We start from the raw sequence: 19,064 nt of genomic DNA, 5'->3' as shown, positions 1-19,064 counted from the left end.
CTATACGGGGTATTGCGTAATTCTTTTTATCTTGGAGAGATATGAATACCATTCCTTTGATACAAAGCATGCTGGGATTGCTGGCGGGCATTGCGCTCATTGTATTGCTCACCGCGCGCTTCCGGGTGCATGCTTTTTTTGCATTGCTGTTGGCAAGTGTTCTCACCGGCGTAATTTTACAGTTACCTGTAACGGATATCCTTGGCAGTATTAAAAGCGGCATGGGCAATATTATTGGCTCACTGGGATTGCTCATTGTGCTCGGCACTACACTGGGTTTGATCCTGGAGCATACCGGCAGCACTACTGTGCTGGCCAACTATGTGTTGCGCCGTACCGGCACCGGCCGCTCTGCGCTGGCGATGAATATCATCGGCTACCTGGTAGGCATGCCTATTTTCTGCGACTCAGGGTTTATTGTACTAAGCGGATTAAATAAAGCGCTGGCCAAACGTTCGGGCATCCCGATGATGGTGATGGCATCTTCACTGGCCACCGGCCTGTATGCCGTTCATTGCCTGATGCCGCCGCACCCCGGCATCACTGCCGCCACCGGCACTATACAGGCGGAAACGGGCAGGGTAATGCTGTTTGGATTACTCATTGCCATCCCGGTATCGGCGGCAGGTTATTTATGGTCTGTATTCGCCGGCCGGCGGATAGCCGTTGGCGTTAGTAACGAAGAAGACATTACTACCGAAGCGCCCCGTGGCCCCTCTGTGCTGATGTCTGTATTGCCTATCGCTGTTCCGGTGCTGCTCATTGCCATCCGTTCCCTGAGCGGACTGGAATTAACGCATCCTTCCCCCGCATTGAAGGCCATCTCTATTCTGGGCATCCCTGAAGTGGCGATCAGCGCAGGTATCCTGCTGGCGTTATCCCAACTGAAAAATAATATGGGCGCTATCCTGCAGGAAGGCGCTGAAAAAGCGGCAGGCATACTGGTGATTATTGGCGGTGGCGGCGCCTTTGGCGCCATCCTCGCAAAAGCAGATATTGGTAGTCATATTGCGCAGAACCAGTCCATCGCTGCGCTGGGATTATTTCTTCCTTTCCTCATCACTGCGCTCCTGAAAACCGCGCAGGGGTCGTCTACCGTAGCCGTGATTGCCGCGGCCGCCATTGTGCAACCGCTGCTGCCGGTAATGGGACTGGATTCGGCTAATGGCCGCATCCTTTGTGTGCTGGCAATGGGTGCAGGGTCCATGATGATTTCACACACCAATGACGCTTACTTCTGGGTGATCTCTAAATTCTCAGGATTGGAGATAAAAGATATGTTGCGGGTGTATAGTACGGGTACAGTGGTAATGGGGCTGGTGTCTGTGGGATTGGTGTATTTGTTGTCGCTGGTGCTGGCGGTGTAAAAGACAAAAAGCGCCTAATGGGATAGCTTTTTACTATCCTTTTGTTTACTCGCAGGCTTGCCTGATACTACCCGTTTCTTCTTTCCTGTTGCCTTATAATGAGAAATTACTTCACTGATCAATTTCTTATCATTTTCTGTAACAGGCTTAGGATCCACAACAAAATTAATACCCTTCGGTTCCTTAATATATCCCATGTTATTTATTATTAAAATATTTAATAACCAGCTTTAAAGCTGCGTCTGGAAAGATAATCATTTTATGGTTACCCTTCCAATGCCTGCTTCAGATCCGCTACAATATCCCCTACACTTTCCAGCCCAACACTAATTCGGATCAAACCATCAGAAATCCCCGCTTTCTCACGGTCCTCTTTTTTCATTCCTGAATGCGTCATAGATGCCGGGTGAGATACCAATGTATCTACGGCACCCAATGATACGGCGCGCAAACACATCTGCAGCCGGTCAATAAAACGTACGGCGGCGTCAAATCCATCTTTCAGTTCAAAGCTCATCACCGCACCGGGATGACGCATTTGTTTGGCCGACAGCGCATAATCCGGGTGGGAAGGAAGCCCGTTATAATTGACCTGTGCTACGGCAGGATGCGCATGCAAAAATTCCGCGACCGTTTGCGCATTGCTGCAATGTTGCTTCATGCGCAGTTCTAGTGTTTTGATGCCCTGGATCAGTAAAAAAGTATCGAACGGATTAGCGCAGCCACCGAGCAATTTCGCTGTTTTATTGACTTTCGTTTGCATCAGGGGAATATCTTTTCCGATGAGCACACCGCCAATAGCGGTACCATGACCGTTCAGGAATTTGGTGGTGGAATGAAAAACAAAGTCGGCCCCATACCGGAATGGCTGCTGCAGGTAGGGCGTAGCAAAAGTATTATCCACACTTACTTTTACGCCGTGCATGCCGGCTATTTTGCAGATGGCCGCAATATCCACACAACGCATGGATGGATTGGCGGGCGATTCAATATGGATCATTTTTATAGACGGGTCCTGTTGCAGCAGGGCAGCTACGGCGGCAGTGTCATGCAGATCGGCAATGAGTGCCTTCACGCCAAATTGCGGGAGGAAGTCGAATAAGAACTCGTGTGTGCCGCCATAGAGCGAGTAATGCGTGAGTATGGTATGTCCGGCTACTACATTTGACAGGAACATGCTGGCCATAGCGGATTGTCCGCTGGCGTGCAGCAGTGCTTTCAATTGCAGGGGCTCACCATCTGCCGTGGTAACGCCAAAAGCTTCCAGGGCGGCGATCAGCTTTTCTGCTACTGTTACAGTGGGATTGCCAAACCGGGAATAAATATAGCCGGGGGCGGTACCTTTAAAACGGTCCATGCCCTGCTGTGCATTATCGAATGTAAAGGTAGCGGTAGCGAAAACCGGTACCAGGTGGGCGTGTTCGGCCATATCGGATTGGGCTGCATGGATAGCCGCGGAGGCCATTTCTGTAAAACGCGGGTGTTGACTCATGCTGTAAATTTATGATTTCCTCCTAAGAAATGCAGCGGAGGTTGTCTTTCCCGCTGATTACGCTGATTTTGCTGATTGTTTTTTTTGATTTGGTGTTGCTGTTTGATTTTGATTTGATGGGGGTGATTTTAATTTGATTTGATTTGATTTTTGATTTGCTTGGGTTGGATTTTTGATTTGGGAAGATGGAAATGGTGACATTTTCATCTTCCCGTTTTTTTATTTATGTTTATTTATGTGGTGGGGATGGTGCCGCCATCGATGATGTATTGTGTGCCGGTTAAATATCCTGCACGCGGGGAAACGAGGAAGCCGACAAGGTCCGCAACTTCTTCCGGCTTGGCGGGGCGCCCCATGGGAATGCCGCCGAGGAACTGCATGAGTTGCTGTAAGGCATCATTAAAGCTGCTGCTGGCACGGTCGGCCATTTCCTGAATCATTTTATCGGCGGCGGTGGTTTGGATAAAGCCGGGCGATACGGTGAGTACCCTCACTCCTTTCGGCGCCACTTCGTTGGACAAGCCCTTGCTGTAATTAATCAATGCAGCCTTGGCGGCTGCGTAGGGCAGCGTGGAATCATACAGCGGCATAGTGCCTTGTATGGAAGCAATATGAATAATTACACCAGTGCCTTGTGCAAGCATGTAAGGCAACAGCGCCCTGTCCAGCCGCACCGGCGCCAGCAGGTTGGCCTGGAGGGTGGCATCCCAATGATGATCCGTTAATACCTCAAAGCCGCCACCGGGACTTTCCGAACCGCCCATGTTATTAACCAGGATGTTTACGCCGCCATAGTTTTCCTTTATTTCGTTTGCTACGGTGGTAATGCCTGCAGGAGTGCTCAGATCAGCGCCTATAAAATGAAATGCCGGGTGGGTGTCTGCCGGCTTTGTTCTGGCAGTAATGATCACTTTTGCACCGGCATTGGCCAGTCGTGTTGCAATGGCTTTTCCTGCTCCCTTTGTACCGCCTGTAACCAGGGCTGTTTTACCGGATAGTTCGTTATCAAAACTTAATCTTGGTTCCATCTGTTATTATTATTTTCAGCAAAATTCCGTCAATCATCCATGCCGGACAATAACGGAAAAACGATTCGCATTGGGTGGAATTTATCCCTATAGCCCGTTTAAGAACAATAAAGTACTTTTGAACCATGTATGTAAAAAAACTACCCATTACACTGAATTGCGGTCTCGACCTCGTGGGCGAAGTGCTCTACGGTAAATGGAAAGTGCGCCTGCTGTATTTCATCCATGAAGGGCATAAGCGCCCGAGTGAGCTACAGCGGAAGATTCCGGATGCTACACGCCGGGTATTGAACATCCAGCTCAACGAAATGGAAAAGCATGGCCTGGTGTCGAAGATAGTGTTTGCACAGGCCCCGCCGAAGGTGGAGTATAGCCTTACTAAGCTGGGCGCATCCCTCATTCCAGTAATAAAAATTTTGGGAGAATGGGCAGATGAACATGAAGAAGTATTGAAAGAAGCGATCCTTCAGGGAGATCTGAAAAATTAAGCGCCTCGCTGCTGGTCCGTCACTATTGTTTTGTTTTTTGTAAACGCGCTGATATCTGCATTCCACATTGTTTTCCGGTACATGGAAGCACTCATCCCTTTATATCTTTTAAAAAGCCTGTTTAAATGGCTTTCATCTGTAAACCCTAATTCATTTACAATTTCATTGATCCGCATATCACTGTGGAGTAAGCGTGTTTCCACCATCTTTATTTTATAATGCTGGATATATTGCTGCAGCGTTTCGTCGGCCTGTTTTTTAAAGAATTTACCGAGATAATTGGGGGAGATATTAAAATACTGGCAGATGGCGCTCACCTTTAATTGTTCCGGCTCATAGATATGCTCGTGGATGTATTGGAAGATGTCGAGCGTTTTCTTATCGGCTACCGGGGTAAATTTATCAGGGAGCCTTTGTGCAATGGACCGGGCCACGAGGATGATAAGGCTGTTCACCATCTGCTGAATCAATTCTTTGCTGTACAGATCACAGTGCTGGTATTCGGTTACCAGCGTTTCCACCATTGTTTTTGCCAGCATTTTATGTGGCTGGTTTGGCAGCACACAACCGGGTTCGTGGTTGGCGTGTTGCAGGATAAATTCCAGCCGTTTGATCCAGGCTTCCCGCTCCCGTTCATTACCCGAAAAAGCGGCCGACCTGATGTAGATATCATTAAAGCAGATCAACAACATCTTCGTGGGCGTAGTGATATGAAAGGTGGTCAGGTCTTCAGGTGTGATGAGCAGCAGGCGCCCCGGCACATAATTAAATGTTTGCTGATTGATGGTCTCCTGACCCGTGCCTTCCATGATATAAATGAGCTCAAAAAAATTACTCGTCCGCCGCTTCTCTTCACCTACTTCCAGCTCCTTATAAATGATTTCAAACGGATAATGCAGGTTCTCTTTCATAAGTGTAAATATACCTAATAATGGCAAAATCATACCTAAAACAACCCATCCACCGGGTATAATTTTGCTATAACAAAAAACAGGAAATATGCATTTATCTGAATACGCCGGCTATGATGCCACAGGATTGGCAGCACTGATCAAAGAAAAACAGGTGAGCCGGAAAGAGGTGGCGGAATGTGCGCTGGCCGCCATTCAACAGTTGAACCCGGTATTAAATGCCGTGGTAGAAGTGTACCCTGACCGGGCAGCACATTTGCCGGAAAATACGGGTAGCGGCGCTTTTGCGGGCGTCCCCTTTTTACTGAAAGACCTAGCGGCCTTTGAAGCGGGCCAGTATTACGAAATGGGAAGCCGCATTGCCAAAGGTATGAAGGCTCCCCATGATACCGAACTGGTAAAACGCTACAAAGCAGCCGGCTTGCTCATCATGGGCCGTACCACCACGCCGGAATTTGGCGGGTCTACCGACACGGCATCGCTGGCATCCGGCATTACCCGCAATCCCTGGAATACCGGCTATTCCCCCGGTGGATCATCCGGTGGCTCCGCAGCAGCGGTGGCGGCTGGTATGGTCCCCATGGCGCACGCTACGGACCTGGCGGGATCTATCCGCATACCGGCTGCATTTAACGGGCTGGTAGGACTAAAGCCCAGCCGCAATCTCAACCCCGTAGGACCGGACCGGGGACAATCCTTTTTTGGGTTGGCGGTGCAGCATGTGCTCACGCGCAGTGTGCGCGATTCCGCTGCTGCCCTGGATGCCACTGCCGGCCCCGCGCCCGGCGAGTTCTATTACACACCACCGGAAGCCTCCTACATGGCCGCGCTGACACAGCCCCTGCCTGTATTAAACATCGCCTTCAACCTCCAACCATGGCTGCCCGGAAGCGTTGACCAGGTTATGGTGAATGCCGTAAAAGCCGCAGCAGCGCTATGCGCATCGCTGGGACACCGGGTGGAAGAGCAACACTTCGACCTGGAAGCAACGCAACTCCTGGATTGCATAAAGACTATCTGGGGCGCCTATACGTTTTATGGCATCACACAGGTATCACATACCATGCAACGCAACATTTCCCTGCAAACGCTGGAAACCAGTACGCTGAGCGGCTACCAGGCAGGACAGGCATTGTCCGCCGCAGACCTCATAAGGGCGGTAGAATTCAGCAATACCGTGTCAAGGGCAGCTGGTAACTTCTACGAAGAATACGATATTATGATCACCCCTTCTACCGCTATACAGGCGCCGTTAGTTGGCAGTATGAACGGCAATGCCGCGGACATCGACTGGCATAGCTGGGTGCAGGAAGTTTGTGCCGTTGCTCCCTTTGGGCAGGTATTCAATATCGCGGGCGTGCCGGCCATCAGTTTACCATTGGGTATGGGAGATAATGGCCTGCCTGTAGGCATTACCTTTTCGGCCAAAACAGGTAACGATGCGTTGCTGCTCCGGCTGGCAGCACAGCTGGAAGCCGCGGCGCCGTGGGGTGCACGTAAACCGGCCGTATATGCAGGTAACACTTTTTAACTTTTTGCTACCTTCGGAAAAAAAAGGTTATGATAGCATTCTTAGGCATGGGCCTCCTGGGGTCAAATTTCGTAAGGGCATTGATCGGCAAGGGTGAACAGGTACAGGTATGGAACCGTACCGCGTCGAAAGCGACTGCGCTGGAAGCATACGGCGCCAAAGTATTTCCTGAGGTAACCGCTGCGGTACAAGGTGCAGACCGCATTCATCTTACCTTAAAAGATGATCATACTGTAAATGAAGTATTGGCAGCAGCTGCCGCTGCACTCAAACCGGGAGCGGTGATCATTGATCATACCACCACTTCCGCCGAAGGCGCAGCTGCCAGAACAAAAGAATGGAAAGAACGCGGTTTTACTTACCTGCATGCACCGGTATTTATGGGTCCGGCAAATGCGCTGGACAGCACCGGTTACATGCTGGTTTCCGGCGATCAGGCAGTGATCAGCACCTGGGAGCCGGCACTCTCCAAAATGACAGGGAAAGTGATCAATTTCGGCGATACACCCGGTAAGGCTGCGGCCATGAAGCTCATCGGGAACAGCTTCCTGGTAGGACTCACTGCCGGTCTTGCTGATACCCTGTCGCTTGCCAAAGCACTGGACATTCCTTTGGGCGATGTAAGTACATTATTTGATTCCTGGAACCCCGGAGCGGCGTTGCCGGCACGTTTACAGCGTATGACTTCCGGTAACTACAACAGTCCTTCCTGGGAACTGAGCATGGCGCGGAAAGACACGCAGCTGTTTATAGATGCGGCAAAGAAAAGCGATGTTAAACTGGCGGTGTTGCCGGCTATTGCCGCTGAAATGGACCGTTGGATTGAAAAGGGACATGGCAATAACGACTGGACCGTGATAGGCAAGGATAGCATCTGAAAAAAAAATATCATAAAAAAAGCGGGCATCTCAGATATGAAATGCCCGCTTTTTTTATAGTGATATTTTATCAGTCTTGTTTCAATACTACTTTATACCCGGCAGGTACAAATGTTTCTGCTGTTGGTGAGGTGATTACCTGCAGGTTGATGCTGCCGGAAGCCGGGGCAGTGAGTTTATAATGGATCTCTGCTTCGCCTGCTTCTGTAAAAACGATACTGGTTACTTTAACCGAATAGCCGGACGTAGGCTGGTTTTCCGCAGTGATAACGATGCTGTTCACTTTATCATTCACCGGTGTGGAAGTAAAGCCCGCCGTTTCTTTTCCGTTATGTTCTGCTGCGGCGCTTTTATGCGATTGAATAAATGCGGCCGCTTTCTTCACCATTGCGGAAGCTTCTGTTTTGGTGATATATGCCTTCGGGCGGTAGTTGCCATTTTCCAGTGCTACTACATTAAACTTGATCAATGTTTGCACGGCATTCATACCTCCGCTTACAAAAGACTTTTCATCTTTGATGTTGATAAACATCATGTTCACGGGATACTGGCCGGTCGACTGGATTGCTTCATACAGCGCCAGGGCAAACTGCTCGCGGGTAGCCGGTGATTCCGGGTTTACATCGCGCAGCGACTCCAGACCGTTGACGGCTGCAATGATGAGCGAAGGTGCATACGATGCTTTATCGTTGGCCTTCTTAAAATAATCAGTGGCTTTGGGCGCTTTAATAAAACGGACGTTATCGATGTTCAGTCCGAGTCCTTTTACAATAAGATCAATACCCTTGCCGATAGAGATCCGTGACTGGGGCTTTGGAGCCGAAAATTCCGTGTTAGCTTTGTCTTTGCTGTGTACATCCCGGGGATGCAGGGTCAAAAGGAATAACGGTAATGCTACTGCCGTGTATAGATTCATAAAACAGGTGTTTAACGTACTGCGAAAGTAGGCATTTGTAACAAGATGCGATAAACGGGTGTGACATTATTCCTCAACTGTGTAATAATACCACCTAATAAATAATCCGGAAGGTGAGGTTTATTCTTGGTTGCAGGGGCCGGGCTGATTTCGGGATACGGTGTTCCCAATGATGCTGCAGGTCTCCTTTCATAATTAATAAGGAGCCGTTGCCCAATTTAAGTGAATACTTCTGCTGATGATCTTTTTTATTCCTGAAATCAAAGCTCCTCGCCTGTCCAAGGCTCAGGGAAGCAATATTGGGATGTTGTCCCAGTTCCTTTTCATTATCGCTGTGCCAGGCTACGGAGTCATTTCCATCGCGGTAGTAATTCAGTAATACGCTGTTGAAGTGCATATGGGTAAAGGCTTCCACCTTTTCCCGTAACGCACTCAGCGCAGGTGTCCACGGAAATGGGTGCAGTTGTTTTTCCGACAGCCGGTAACTTTTCTGTGCATCGCCATACCAGGCGGTAAGCCGCGGGGTAAGCAGTACTTTGTCTTTGATGGTGAGCGTGGTTTGTTTCCATGGCGCCGTGGCTATCAGCTCGTTCATCAGTGCCAGTGCCGGCCCTGCTTCCAGGAAATGCGGATAATATTCCAGCAGGTTCTCCGGGAAACGCAGGCTTTCGTTGTCATCAAAAAAACTTAACTGCGACATATACGGCACATAATTTAGTACGGTTAACGGTAGATAAATTTACATCAATTTTATGCCAGAAGGACCTTCCATAGTTATATTGAAAGAAGAGGCAGCCCGCTTTACCGGGAAGAAGGTGCTTGTGGCCTCCGGCAATTCCAAAACAATTGATTTCAGCCGGATGACAGGGAAAAAGATCATTGCTTTTAAAAGCTGGGGCAAACATTTCCTGATCTGTTTTCCGGGCTTTGCGGTGCGCATTCATTTCCTGATGTTTGGCACCTACCGGATCAATGAAACCAAGGATATGCCTGCCCGTTTGCATCTGCAGTTTGCCAAAGGGGAACTGAATTTTTATACCTCTTCCATCCGGATCATAGAGGAGCCATTGGATGAAGTATACGACTGGAGCGCCGACGTGCTGAATGAAAGCTGGGATGCAGCAAAGGCAATGGCTAAACTTAAAAAGATCCCCGATGCCCTGGTTTGTGATGCCCTGCTAAACCAGGATATTTTTGCCGGCGTAGGGAATATTATCAAAAATGAAGTGTTGTTCCGTATCCGCGTGCATCCGCAAAGTTTAGTGGGAAAGCTGCCGTTGAAAAAGAAGAAAGAGCTTATAAAGGAGGCCGTGCAATACAGCTACGACTTTCTTGAATGGAAGAAAGCTTTTGTACTGAAGAAACACTGGCTCGCACATACGAAAAAGATTTGTCCGCGTTGTGAGATTCCGCTCATCAAAGCCTACCTGGGTAAAACCAACCGGCGGAGTTTTTTCTGTAACAACTGCCAGATACATTATGAGTAGGTGTTATGATACGTTTTATAGAAAGAATGAGGCAACCGGGATAGCTACCGATATAAAAAAAAGATATATTGGTGTTTCATTATGCCATCTCACAACTCATTTATGAAATACTTTGCTATTGCTTCCACGATATTGCTGGGTCTTACTTTACAGGCAGCGGCGCAGGGAAAAAAGAATACAGCGCCTGTGCCACAGTATTACGGCAACCGGGCGCCGCTCCATCCTAAACCTTACTCCCTGCTTCCTTTGGGCGCTATTACGCCACAGGGATGGCTGCGTACCGTGCTGGTGCAGCAAAAGAACGGCGCTACCGGTCAGCTGGATAAATTGTACCCGCTGGTAATGAACCAACGAAACGGCTGGCTGGGCGGGGATGGCGACCAGTGGGAACGCGGTCCTTACTGGATCGATGGATTGCTGCCGCTGGCTTATCTCCTGAAAGATGAAGCGCTGATTGCAAAGGTAAAGCCCTGGGTGGAATGGTCTATCAAAAGCCAGCAACCCGACGGCTATTTTGGTCCGGCTAAAGACTATCCCGCTGAACCGGGGATTCAAAGGGATAACAGCCGCGATTGGTGGCCCAAGATGGTAATGCTGAAAGTATTGAAGCAATACTATGATGCTACTGCTGATCCGCGGATCATTACACTCATGACCAACTACTTCCGGTACCAGCTGAAAGAGTTGCCGCAAAAGCCGCTGGACCACTGGACCTTTTGGGCGAAGTACCGTGCCGGTGATAACCTGATGGTGGTGTACTGGTTATATAATATTACGGGAGATGCGTTCCTGCTGGACCTTGCAGCCCTGATTCACAAACAAACCTTCGACTACGCCGGCGCCTTTATGCATACCAACCTGTTGTCCACCACAGGGAGTATTCATGGCGTAAACCTGGCGCAGGGCATAAAAGAGCCCATGATCTATTTCCAGCAGCAGCCCGACACCTTATACCCGCAGGCCACGGCCAAAGGGTTTGATGACCTCCGTACCTTCAATGGGATGGCGAATGGCCTTTATGGCGGTGATGAAGCCCTGCATGGCAATAATCCCACGCAGGGGTCGGAGTTATGCAGCGCTGTAGAGATGATGTTTTCGCTGGAAAGCATCCTGGAGATAAGCGGCGATGTAAGGTATGCCGATCAGCTGGAGAAGATTGCGTTTAATGTTTTGCCTTCACAGATTACCGAAGACTTTATGAGCCGGCAGTATTTCCAGCAGGCCAACCAGGTGATGGCTACACGGCATATCCGCAACTTTGATGTGAACCACAGCGGTACCGATCTTTGTTACGGGTTGTTGTCCGGTTATCCCTGCTGCACCTCCAATATGCACCAGGGCTGGCCTAAGTTTGCACAAAACCTCTGGTATGCTACCGCCGACAGTGGCGTGGCAGCATTGGTGTATGCCCCCAGTGAAGTGAAAATAAATGTGGCCGGTCAAACGCCTGTTACGGTAAAGGAAGTCACTAATTACCCGTTTGAAGAAGCCGTTACTTTTACCGTTAATACACCTAAAAAAGTAAACTTTCCTTTTCACCTGCGGATACCTGCCTGGTGTAAGAAAGGGGTTATAAAGATCAATGGTAAAGTATGGCAGGAAGCTGCAGGCAACCAGGTAGTAAAAGTGGAGAGAACCTGGCAACAGGGTGATGTGGTAGAACTATCGTTGCCGATGCATATCTACCAGCAACACTGGTTTGAAAATTCATTATCAGTAGAACGCGGCCCGGTTACCTATGCGCTGCAGATAGGCGAGGAAGTGAGGGCGGTAAAAAATGATAAGGACCCGTTGGACTATGGCGACGGTTACCTGGAAGTGCGCCCCACTACCCCATGGAACTATGCGCTGATAGCCACTCCGGATGATCACCTGGAAGCGCGTTACCGGGTAGAGCAACATGTCAGTAAGACCGGCTGGCCGTGGAGTCCCGGGCAGGTACCCATCTCCCTTAAAACAACCGCAAAAAGGATTCCCTCCTGGAAGTTATACAATGAGATGACCGGCCCCATTCCGTATAGCATTACCTATGGTATGGAAACAGGGGAAGAAGAAGAGATTACCTTGGTACCTTTTGGGTGTACTAAGTTGCGGATTTCACAATTCCCGGTGGTGAATGGCCGGTGACATCGCTAAGCAATGGCGGAGGATGGGGCGAGGGGTCGCTTAGGACCCGCCAGATGCGTGCAGAAAAGGTGGACTTGATGCGGTGATCAGTTGTTGTTGTGATGGTCTTTCGCTTTATGGCTGCGGGTGCCGCTACCGCTATGATATCCGCCGCCATGCAGCGTTTGTTCTGTATTGCATAGGTACCGTTGTAAGGTTGTACCTGTAATATGACCAGCAGTGATCCTTTCCCGGGAAGGGTTGTTTCCAGTTCCGCGCCATTGAAGGGCTGGTTCAGATCAATGACAACAGTGGCGGTATACATCTTTTCAATGCAGCGTTCCGTAAAACAGAGCCGCACCGCAATGGCTTTTACCACCAGGTGGGTGAAAGTTTCCTGTTGCGGTATTACCTGTGCAGGTATTTTCACGATGTTGTCCTGGATAACCGGTTGTTCCGGGAAGAAATATTCCACGCCGCAATGCCGGTTAAACCGGAATCCTTTGACAGCATGCAGGTGATTTTTTCCTGCCGGAATAAGTATTTTATTCAGGCGGTTCACCAGTGTTCCATCGGAATGGATATCCAGGTGGGGAGTAATAGCCTGCCGGATCAGTTTACCTTTCCTGCTGGCGATGCCAAAATGGTGTGCTGCCTTTTGGGTAGCAGAAGTTTGCCGGACTGTTTCCGGCATAGTGCGGAGGAAGTAGGAGCCGTTTCGCCTGTAGCCGATGATGTTACCGAGCCTACCGGTGAACTGGAGCATCCCGGTTTGTTTTGCCATATGGGTTAACTTTTCCTGAAATTACGATAATCCGGAAAAAAAACCTTCTCCCCTACTTTTTAAAATTATTTATTTTTCTGTTGCAGTTTTGTTTGTAATCCTGTTTTGAGGTTGAGTTCCACTTCCTGTTTTGTTTCTGCTAAAACAAACAGGCTGCGGATCTTGTAGATATTATCCAGTTTGGATAATTTGGTAAAATTAAATACTTCATAGGCTTCCATATCCGCGATGAGTACTTTGAGGAGGTAGTCGAACTGCCCGTTCATTTTATAGCACTCCATTACTTCGGGGAAGGTATTGATCTTTTGTTCAAACTCCGGAAACTTGTCCTGGCCGTGCTCTTTGAGGGTGATGCTGGTCCAGGCCACGAGATTTTTGCCCAGTTTATTTTTATTCAGTACAGCGATATAGCGTAAAATATACCCCTCTGCTTCGAGGCGCTTCACTCTTTCAAATATAGAAGTAACCGACTTACCCAACCTCGCAGCAATCTCTTTATTCGTGGTCCTGGCGTCCTCCTGCAATATGTCCATTATACACATATCAATCTGGTCAGGTATAAAATTCATGGGCCGATTTTTCATCAAAAATAATGATACTGCTACTGATTTGATGAAAAAAAATCGGTGACATCCCCTTTTTTTAGTTTTGTTTTCGCTTTTATCCGGGTTGCCGCTATTCCATTTCTGCATGATCTAATTTGGTGTCATAGAAATCTAACCACGTTTGGAAGACAAAAAAACGTCCTTCCTCATTATTATTCACTAAACTCATTTTTACATGAGAGAGAGTATTGTACTGCCGCTCCACGCGGTGGGCATGGATGCTATTGCCTTAGTGGGCGGTAAATCTGCTTCGCTTGGCGAAATGATTGCCAATCTTTCAGCAGCAGGCGTAGCAGTTCCTTCCGGGTTTGCTATCACTACCAAAGCATACTATGAATTTATGAAGCAAAGCGGGCTCGAACAATTTATTGCCGAGCAGGTAGCCACGGTAGACTACAGCGACATCATCACCCTGCGCAGGGCCGGTCAGAAGATACGGCAGGCCATCAGCAGCACCCGGTTTCCGCATGAACTAAGCGAGGAAATCATTGCTGCGTATTATGCTTTATCGCAGCAATACGGGCAGGAACAAACCGATGTAGCCGTGCGGTCGTCTGCCACCGCGGAAGACCTTCCTGATGCTTCTTTTGCCGGTCAGCAGGAAACCTTTCTCAACGTAAGAGGCCCCGCAGCCCTGATTGATGCAGTAAGGAACTGTTTTGCCTCCCTGTTTACTGACCGCGCCATCAGCTACCGCCAGAACTTCGGGTATGACCATTTTGGTATAGGCTTATCCGTATGTGTGCAAAAAATGGTGCGGGCCGATCTTGGCGCTTCCGGGGTCGCTTTTTCGCTCGACACAGAATCCGGGTTTAAAGAAGTGGTAGTGATCAACGGTTCTTTCGGATTGGGAGAAATGGTCGTACAGGGCGCCGTATCGCCGGATGAATTTATTGTATTCAAACCTTGTATGAAGGACGGCTACATCCCTATCATTGAAAAGAAACTGGGCGTAAAGGATAAGAAAATGGTGTATGGTGAAAGCAGTGATGAAAGAACAAAGATCATCCCGGTAGAAAAAAAGCAGCAGCAACATTTTTGTTTAAGCGATGCACAGATCATGCAGCTGGCTACCTGGGTGCGCTGTATTGAAACCTATTATTCTGAGAAAAAAGGCCGCTGGTGCCCGATGGATGTGGAATGGGCGGTAGACGGGCTTACCAATGATTTATACATTGTACAGGCAAGGCCGGAAACCATTCATTCACGCAAAGATCATAACCTCATCACCACTTATGCGATCAACCATAACGGTACGCATCCCCGGCAATTGCTGAAGGGCATCGCTGTGGGTGATAAAATTGCCGCCGGCAAAGTAAACATCCTCTTCTCCCTCGATAACCGCCTTATTACGGGCAGTGAATTTAAACCGGGCGACGTACTGGTTACCGACATGACTGATCCCGACTGGGAACCCATCATGAAAATGGCTTCTGCCATTGTTACCAATAAAGGCGGCCGTACCTGTCATGCTGCGATAGTAGCCCGTGAAATGGGTATCCCCGCCATTGTTGGCTGCGGCGATGCTACCGAAAAATTAAACACCGGGCAGGACATCACCGTGAGTTGCGCAGAAGGCAGCGATGGTATTGTATATGAAGGGATCCTGCCATTCCGGGAAGATAAACTGGACCTGAGCACCCTGCCTTCCATCCGCACACCGCTGATGCTGAATGTGGGCTCTCCCGCCATGGCGTTCCAGTTTACACACCTGCCCAACAAAGGCGTGGGATTGGCCCGCGAAGAATTTATCATCAACAACTACATCAAGGCGCACCCGATGGCATTGCTGAAGCACAAGGAACTGAATGACCCTGAGCTGTCTGCGAAGATTGCGCAACTCATCCAGGGACATGCCAGCGAAACAGATTACTTCGTTGATAAACTGGCGTATGGCGTAGGAAAAATTGCCGCGGCTTTTTACCCGGAAAAAGTGATTGTCCGTTTCTCTGATTTTAAGAGTAATGAATACTTCAATTTATTAGGCGGTAAATACTTTGAGCCTACGGAAGAAAACCCGATGATAGGCTGGAGAGGCGCTTCCCGCTACTATTCCCCTGAATACAAACCGGCCTTTGAGCTGGAGTGTAAAGCGATCCTTAAAGTAAGGGAAACGATGGGATTAAAGAATGTGGTGGTGATGATCCCTTTCTGTCGGACCGTGGAAGAGCTTCAGCTGGTGCTGGCTACGATGGAGGAATTCGGGCTGCGCCGTGGAGAGCACGGACTGGAAGTATACCTGATGGCCGAACTGCCGTCGAACATTATGATGGCCGAAGAATTTTCTGCATACATAGATGGATTCTCGATCGGATCCAATGATCTGACACAGCTCACACTTGGTCTCGACAGGGATTCTTCCCTGGTGGCCAATCTTTATAACGAGCGTAACCCTGCAGTGCAACGGCTGATTGCGCACCTGATCAAGGTGGCGAAGCAACAGAATGTAAAGGTAGGGATCTGCGGGCAGGGACCGTCCGACTTCCCGGACTTCACCAGGTTCCTTGTTCAGCTGGGCATAGATAGTGTTTCAGTTACACCAGATGCAATCATAAAAACGGTGATGGCGATTCATGAGGCGGAGAGGATTAGAAAAGAAGTACCCACTGGCGCCTGAGTAGTCCGGGTCCGGGGTTCAATTTAAAGATGGCCTGCCGGTTGGCGGGCCGTTTTTATTAAATGAGATAGTGTTACCGCTGCATATTAATCGCTTCCATAAACTGTTTCAGGTAAGCATCTCCAATAGGTACATGATGTTCTCCTGTGAATATCCGTTGCCGTTCTATGCTGTCTATTTTATCCAGTGAGATGATAAACGATTTATGCACGCGAAAAAAACGGAAGGGCGCCAGGATGTCTTCAAAGCTGCGGAGGTTTTGTAACGTCAGGATCTTCTGCTTGTTAGTTTGTATGGCTACATAGTTGCGGAGCGCTTCTACAAAAAGAATATCTTTTACATCGACCCGTACAATACGTTTATCGGTGCGCACAAATATATAATCGGTGCCTGCGGGCTGCGATATAGCGGGCGCATTTTTCGCGAGCACCCGTTGTACGGTCCGCGCGAAACGCTCAAACGATACGGGTTTCAGGAGATAGTCCACCGCTTCGCGGTCGAAGCCTTCCACTGCATACTCATCGTAGGCAGAAACAATTACTACCTGTATACCGCGGGGTGCGAGCTGCATAAATTCTATGCCGCTGAGTTCCTGCATTTGTATATCCAGGAATACCAGGTCCACCGGCTCATTTTTTACAAATGCCAACGCTTCCTGCGGATTGTGAAATGTTTTCAGTAGCTGCAGGTCCGGCGTTTTGTTGATGAAGGCTACCAACACCTGTGCGGCCAATGGCTCATCGTCTACTACTATACACTTTACCGCCATATTATTACCAGTTGATCGTTAAGTTACTGAAATATTCTTCTTTCAAATCCTGAATTTCCAGGTGATGCCGGCCAGGATAGATCAGTTGTAAACGTTTCCGTACGTTATCCAGTCCAATGCCGCCGGTTTTATCCCGTTGCTGGCCGGATATATAGTTGTGTACGCGGAATACCAGTTGCTGTTCATCACACATCATGGTAATGGTGACCGGCTTTTCCGGGCGATTGCTCACGCCGTGTTTAAAAGCATTTTCCACGAAAGGCACCAGCAGCAGCGGTGCTATTTCCTTGCCGGGCAATTGTTCCGGCAGGGAAAAAATAACGCCTTCGTTGCAACCCGTGCGTATGCGCTGGAGTGTTACGAAGTCCTGCAAATAGCGTATTTCTTCCGTTATAGCGGCGCGGTAAGCAATATCTGAAGGCTGTTCTACCATATAGGCCAGCAGGTGGGTAAGCGTTTTATGGGCGCTTACTACTTCCGGTGAGTTCATCAGCGCCAGTGAATAGATGCTGTTCAGGCTGTTGATTAAAAAGTGCGAGTTGAGCTGCATCTTCAGAAAACCTGATTCTGCCTGCAGCTGCTGTTGCTGTAAAATGGCCCTGCGTTTATCTTCCTGTAACCACAAAATAAAAAACCGGTACGAGAAAGCGGCTAACACAATCATAGCGCCGCTCCACAGGTTACTCAGGAAATAATCCCCTGCGGAAATATATAGCTGTACTTTTTGCATATCCACATACCGGTAACCTGTGTATAATATTTCCTGCCTGAAAAAATGATCCGCGATAAAATATTTCAATGCAATGCTTCCCAGGATGACCGGTACTACAGACAGCAACAGTTTTATCCAATTTGTTTTTTGCAGAAAGGCAGGAACTATCCAGCGTACATAAATATAAAACGGCAGGAAGTTAAACAACCCGAACAGGCCGGATTTGATATTTAGATGATGTAATTTCTCCGGTGTGAGCGGTCTTGCCAATACCACATTAACACCATATACCGCCAGCATCCATACCAGCAATAAGAGCAACAGCTCCTGTATATTTTTGCGGGTACTATGCATATTCAGGGTACAATTTTATTTTATGTTGGGAGATGTGAACGGTGGTGAGCACCGGCGATACAGACAGCGCCACCGATTGTTCCACAATATGCAGTGCTATCATAATTCCGCCCGGCGTATCACCCAGTTGCTGCAGGTATTTTTCTGTGGTGTTCTGCAGCCGTAATGCCTCGATCATACCGCCGGGCTCCCCGGTGATACGGAGGGTCAGCGGCTGATGGGCATGGCAGATCCTGCGCAAATCCAGGTAGCGTTCATAGTTGAGCAGTTCTTTCTTAAAACTCACTTTATCTTTTTCCAGCGCTTTATCATACAGCATATATCTCAGCAAATCAGACAATAGCAGGATCGCTTTGGTGCCTTCTTTTTCGCGTGTTTGTTCATTTTCCAGTACCGGTGTGAGTTGCTGGAGATAGTGCAGCAACTGCCTGGATCCATCCTGCATACGCTCATAACGGATGGCCGCCTGTGTGGCGGCGGTAGCGAGCAACCGGTCGCCGGGTGCGGTATTGCGCCATTGCAATAACAACCGGTAACCGTAGGCCAGCAGGGCTACTCCCATTCCTGTTTTGATGGTTTCCGGTGCGTACTCGACGAAGGTCATATATATTTTGGGGCGGCCAATAAAAGGGATCCCGCGGAGCAATACCTGGTCGGGGAAAAAGAAATAACCTACCGCGTACTTAATAACAGAAAAAAGAAAGATCGCCGCAAGGGTATAAATGATCACCTTCCAATGCTGTTTATATTGTACCAGGCGGGGAAGTAAACCGAAAACCAGCAGGTAAAACAGGTGGAAATTAATACATCCGTACAGTACCAGCCGCACCAATGTCCATTTCATGGCAATGGGATAGGGCCAGCCTCCTTTCAGCTGCGGGAAACTATACAACAGTATCACGGCCATGCAAACGGCAAGGTGAACAAAGTAGCGGTATGGTTTAATGTGTTGCATATACACTTACAACATTGAAGATAGCATTTGAAATAACGGTTTTGGCATAAAACGATATTTATTT

Annotated in this window: 19 protein-coding genes; 7 read left to right on the top strand and 12 right to left on the bottom strand. The window is 48.7% G+C overall.

What is annotated here, in order from left to right:
- The first annotated feature begins 41 nt into the window (after positions 1-41).
- Positions 42-1,367, top strand: a complete 1,326-nt coding sequence (locus AB6805_RS22275; protein ID WP_370911654.1) for a GntP family permease — start codon at positions 42-44, stop codon at positions 1,365-1,367.
- 14 nt (positions 1,368-1,381) lie between these two features.
- Here AB6805_RS22275 and AB6805_RS22270 read toward each other — a convergent pair whose 3' ends face one another.
- The 4 genes from AB6805_RS22270 to AB6805_RS22255 all read right to left on the bottom strand — a co-directional run bounded on the left by AB6805_RS22270 (position 1,382) and on the right by AB6805_RS22255 (position 3,887).
- Positions 1,382-1,564 (bottom strand): hypothetical protein, encoded by a 183-nt coding sequence (locus tag AB6805_RS22270; RefSeq protein WP_370911653.1) that lies wholly within the window; start codon positions 1,562-1,564, stop codon positions 1,382-1,384.
- Between the two features lie 68 nt (positions 1,565-1,632).
- Positions 1,633-2,859, bottom strand: coding sequence for a PLP-dependent aspartate aminotransferase family protein (locus AB6805_RS22265; protein ID WP_370911652.1), 1,227 nt, complete (start codon positions 2,857-2,859; stop codon positions 1,633-1,635).
- Positions 2,860-2,916: 57 nt separating this feature from the next.
- The gene (locus AB6805_RS22260) at positions 2,917-3,066 is read right to left on the bottom strand and encodes a hypothetical protein (protein ID WP_370911651.1); all 150 of its coding nucleotides are present in this window, start codon (positions 3,064-3,066) and stop codon (positions 2,917-2,919) included.
- 26 nt (positions 3,067-3,092) lie between these two features.
- Positions 3,093-3,887 (bottom strand): SDR family oxidoreductase, encoded by a 795-nt coding sequence (locus tag AB6805_RS22255; protein WP_370911650.1) that lies wholly within the window; start codon positions 3,885-3,887, stop codon positions 3,093-3,095.
- 125 nt (positions 3,888-4,012) lie between these two features.
- On the opposite strand from AB6805_RS22255, the gene AB6805_RS22250 reads away from it, so the two are divergent.
- Positions 4,013-4,375: a winged helix-turn-helix transcriptional regulator gene (locus tag AB6805_RS22250; RefSeq protein ID WP_370911649.1), complete on the top strand. Its 363-nt coding sequence runs from the start codon at positions 4,013-4,015 to the stop codon at positions 4,373-4,375.
- On the opposite strand, the gene AB6805_RS22245 is transcribed toward AB6805_RS22250, so the two are convergent.
- Positions 4,372-5,286: an AraC family transcriptional regulator gene (locus tag AB6805_RS22245; RefSeq protein WP_370911648.1), complete on the bottom strand. Its 915-nt coding sequence runs from the start codon at positions 5,284-5,286 to the stop codon at positions 4,372-4,374. The genes AB6805_RS22250 and AB6805_RS22245 overlap by 4 nt on opposite strands.
- An 88-nt stretch (positions 5,287-5,374) precedes the next feature.
- Here AB6805_RS22245 and AB6805_RS22240 point away from each other — a divergent pair, with 88 nt between their 5' ends.
- Positions 5,375-6,817, top strand: coding sequence for an amidase (locus AB6805_RS22240; RefSeq protein ID WP_370911647.1), 1,443 nt, complete (start codon positions 5,375-5,377; stop codon positions 6,815-6,817).
- Between the two features lie 29 nt (positions 6,818-6,846).
- Positions 6,847-7,695: an NAD(P)-dependent oxidoreductase gene (locus tag AB6805_RS22235; protein ID WP_370911646.1), complete on the top strand. Its 849-nt coding sequence runs from the start codon at positions 6,847-6,849 to the stop codon at positions 7,693-7,695.
- A 70-nt stretch (positions 7,696-7,765) separates the two neighbouring features.
- Here the strand turns inward: AB6805_RS22235 and AB6805_RS22230 are convergent, their stop codons facing one another.
- Both AB6805_RS22230 and AB6805_RS22225 read right to left on the bottom strand, forming a co-directional pair.
- Entirely contained in the window at positions 7,766-8,611 is an 846-nt protein-coding gene (locus tag AB6805_RS22230) for a protease complex subunit PrcB family protein (protein ID WP_370911645.1), read from the bottom strand.
- A 94-nt stretch (positions 8,612-8,705) separates the two neighbouring features.
- Positions 8,706-9,311: an alpha-ketoglutarate-dependent dioxygenase AlkB gene (locus AB6805_RS22225; RefSeq protein ID WP_370911644.1), complete on the bottom strand. Its 606-nt coding sequence runs from the start codon at positions 9,309-9,311 to the stop codon at positions 8,706-8,708.
- 52 nt (positions 9,312-9,363) lie between these two features.
- Here AB6805_RS22225 and AB6805_RS22220 point away from each other — a divergent pair, with 52 nt between their 5' ends.
- Both AB6805_RS22220 and AB6805_RS22215 read left to right on the top strand, forming a co-directional pair.
- A complete protein-coding gene (locus AB6805_RS22220) occupies positions 9,364-10,098 on the top strand; it encodes a DNA-formamidopyrimidine glycosylase family protein (protein WP_370911643.1) in 735 nt (244 codons plus the stop codon).
- Between the two features lie 102 nt (positions 10,099-10,200).
- Complete coding sequence (locus AB6805_RS22215; RefSeq protein WP_370911642.1) at positions 10,201-12,225, top strand: beta-L-arabinofuranosidase domain-containing protein; 2,025 nt, start codon at positions 10,201-10,203, stop codon at positions 12,223-12,225.
- Here AB6805_RS22215 and AB6805_RS22210 read toward each other — a convergent pair.
- Together AB6805_RS22210 and AB6805_RS22205 are read right to left on the bottom strand one after the other, a co-directional pair.
- Positions 12,182-12,988, bottom strand: a complete 807-nt coding sequence (locus tag AB6805_RS22210) for a hypothetical protein (RefSeq protein WP_370911641.1) — start codon at positions 12,986-12,988, stop codon at positions 12,182-12,184. The two genes, AB6805_RS22215 and AB6805_RS22210, sit on opposite strands and share 44 nt — an antisense overlap.
- A 65-nt stretch (positions 12,989-13,053) precedes the next feature.
- A complete protein-coding gene (locus AB6805_RS22205) occupies positions 13,054-13,557 on the bottom strand; it encodes an Lrp/AsnC family transcriptional regulator (RefSeq protein ID WP_370911640.1) in 504 nt (167 codons plus the stop codon).
- A 211-nt stretch (positions 13,558-13,768) separates the two neighbouring features.
- On the opposite strand from AB6805_RS22205, the gene ppsA reads away from it, so the two are divergent.
- Positions 13,769-16,210, top strand: coding sequence for a phosphoenolpyruvate synthase (ppsA, locus tag AB6805_RS22200; protein ID WP_370911639.1), 2,442 nt, complete (start codon positions 13,769-13,771; stop codon positions 16,208-16,210).
- 73 nt (positions 16,211-16,283) lie between these two features.
- On the opposite strand, the gene AB6805_RS22195 is transcribed toward ppsA, so the two are convergent.
- The 3 genes from AB6805_RS22195 to AB6805_RS22185 are packed head-to-tail and all read right to left on the bottom strand — an operon-like array spanning position 16,284 to position 19,000.
- The gene (locus AB6805_RS22195; protein WP_370911638.1) at positions 16,284-16,979 is read right to left on the bottom strand and encodes a LytR/AlgR family response regulator transcription factor; all 696 of its coding nucleotides are present in this window, start codon (positions 16,977-16,979) and stop codon (positions 16,284-16,286) included.
- Between the two features lie 4 nt (positions 16,980-16,983).
- Positions 16,984-18,045: a sensor histidine kinase gene (locus AB6805_RS22190; RefSeq protein WP_370911637.1), complete on the bottom strand. Its 1,062-nt coding sequence runs from the start codon at positions 18,043-18,045 to the stop codon at positions 16,984-16,986.
- Positions 18,038-19,000 (bottom strand): hypothetical protein, encoded by a 963-nt coding sequence (locus AB6805_RS22185; protein ID WP_370911636.1) that lies wholly within the window; start codon positions 18,998-19,000, stop codon positions 18,038-18,040. Before AB6805_RS22185 ends, AB6805_RS22190 begins: the two co-directional genes overlap by 8 nt.
- Positions 19,001-19,064: the final 64 nt, after the last annotated feature.

This window comes from Chitinophaga sp. RCC_12, from assembly GCF_041360695.1.
GTDB lineage: Bacteria > Bacteroidota > Bacteroidia > Chitinophagales > Chitinophagaceae > Chitinophaga.
The sequence above is the reverse complement of the archived record's forward strand: the minus strand, read 5'-3'. Positions and strand labels throughout refer to the sequence as shown.